This window comes from Komagataeibacter kakiaceti JCM 25156 (assembly GCF_000613305.1).
Genome location: NZ_BAIO01000407.1, coordinates 1 through 2154, shown reverse-complemented (window position 1 = coordinate 2154; position 2154 = coordinate 1). Strand labels below are relative to the sequence as shown.

Here is a 2154-nt window from a genome sequence, read left to right as displayed (position 1 = left end):
AGGCGGCCGTCATCCGCGTCGGTATGGTCGCCCGCGATCAGGTCCAGACCGGCGATACGCCCGACCTCATGGCCTTCCACCACCACGTTGCCCTGCGCCGTCACGGCGGAAAGCAGGGCGTCATGCCCCCCTTCATCCAGCCGGCGGATGAGGCTGGTGGCGCGACGGTCCACAAAGCGGGCGGTCAGTTGTTCATGCAGGATGTCGGACAGCCGGTCTTCGGCCTCACGGGTGCGGGCCTGCCAGTGCTCGGCATTGGCGATCCAGCCGGTGCGCGAGGCGATGTAACTGCATACCCGGATGCCCGCCAGCCGTTGCATGAGCGAATCTATGGTGCCCTCCGTATGGAAGAAACTGGCGATCTGCCTTTCCATCCATGCGGCGGGAATGCGCCCGTCATGGATGATATGGGTGAAAATCCGCCCGCACAGGCGAATATGGCTGTCATCGCCCAGTTTGCGGAAATCGGGGATCTGGCAGCTTTCCCACAGCAGCCGTGTCGCGGCGCGGGAGTGCACGAGGGGGCGGATCTCGGTATTTCCCGCCAGGGCGGCAAGGGCCAGCATGTCGCTGGCCTCGTGCCCCGCGGTCAGTTCCGGGCGGGGGGAGGAATGGTTGAGACTGCGCAGCAGGGCTTCGGGTGATGAGAAATCCAGCGCGCTGTTGCGCCATGACAGGCGTGTCAGCGGGTCAAGCGATGCTGCTCCACCGCTTCGGCCAGTTCCTCATGTAGCGCGGGGCAGGTGCCGGTGGTGCCGAATGTGCCATCGCGCAGTCCCCGCCCGGCCCGCCCGGCCACCTGCGCGATCTCACCGGCATTGAGGGGGCGGACGCGCGTGCCGTCGAATTTGGACAGGCTGGCGAAGGCGACATGGTTGACATCCATGTTCAGCCCCATCCCGATCGCATCGGTCGCGACGAGGTAATCGACCTCCTTTTCCTGGTACAGCGCCACCTGCGCGTTGCGTGTGCGCGGGGAAAGCTGGCCCATGACGATGGCGCATCCCCCCCGCCTGCGGCGGAGCAGTTCGGCGATGGCGTAAACCTCGCTGGCGGAAAACGCGACAATGGCCGAGCGCGGGGGCAGGCGCGTGAGCTTGCATGCCCCCGCATGGGCAAGCTGGGACAGGCGGGGCCGATGTTCGATCTCGATCCCCGGCACCAGCTGGCGGATCAGGTTGCGGATGGTGTCGGCACCCAGAAACATGGTCTCCGCCGTGCCGCGCGCATGCAGCAGCCGGTCGGTAAAGATGTGGCCCCGATCAGGATCGGCGCAGAGCTGGATTTCATCCACCGCCACGAATTCCACCCGCCGGTCCAGCGGCATGGCCTCCACCGTGCATGAAAACCAGCGTGCCCTGGGCGGCACGATCTTTTCTTCCCCCGTTATCAGGGCGACGGCGTGCGCGCCCTTGCGCGCGACCATGCGGTCGTAATTTTCCCGCGCCAGCAGCCGCAGCGGGAAACCGATGATCCCGCTGGAATGGGCAAGCAGGCGTTCAATGGCCAGATGGGTTTTTCCGGTATTGGTCGGGCCGAGCACGGCCCGGACCTTCATGTCGGAATGGGGGCCGGAACCATGTCCGGCCACAGTGCGATAGGGGCCACCAGGACCCGAGGGTACACCCGTCATGCATCATGCTCCGGCCAAGCGGCGGCAAATGCAAGCAAAACCACATGCGGCTTGCGTTGCGCGGTGGCCGGACGCACGCTGCCATGAACAAAACGCGGCAGGGAGGGCGTTTGATGAACATGTTGGAAAATCCGGACTGTCTGGTTCTGGCGGAAGATGTGGCCGGTCAGGATGTGGGCGTGGTGCATGCCATCCGTCCCGCGGCACTTGATGATCTGGACAGCATCGTGGGGGCGGCGGCGGCGCGTTTTGCCGGACAGGCCGGATTTGCCGCCCGTTACGGGCAGGTGCAGCTTCTGCCCGGTCCGGATGGCAATGTCACGACCGCCCTGCTGGGGGTAGGGGAGGAAAAGGACGGCGCCGATCCGTTCGTGTTTGGCGCGCTGGCCGATTCGTTGCCTCCCGGCCCGTGGCGTGTCAGCGCGCCGGCGGATATCGGGGCGGCGGATATCGCCCTTGGTTTCTGCCTCGGGGCGTATCGCATGCCAGCTTTCGGGCGGGACGTGGCCCCGGCGGCGGCA

Annotated in this window: 2 pseudogenes; one reads left to right on the top strand and one right to left on the bottom strand. The window is 66.1% G+C overall.

The window, feature by feature from the left end:
• Nucleotides 1-1633, bottom strand: a pseudogene (locus tag JCM25156_RS24785) (helicase-related protein); the annotation flags it as partial.
• A gap of 113 nt (nucleotides 1634-1746) precedes the next feature.
• On the opposite strand from JCM25156_RS24785, the pseudogene JCM25156_RS24780 reads away from it, so the two are divergent.
• Nucleotides 1747-2154: pseudogene (locus JCM25156_RS24780) on the top strand (leucyl aminopeptidase family protein); the annotation flags it as partial.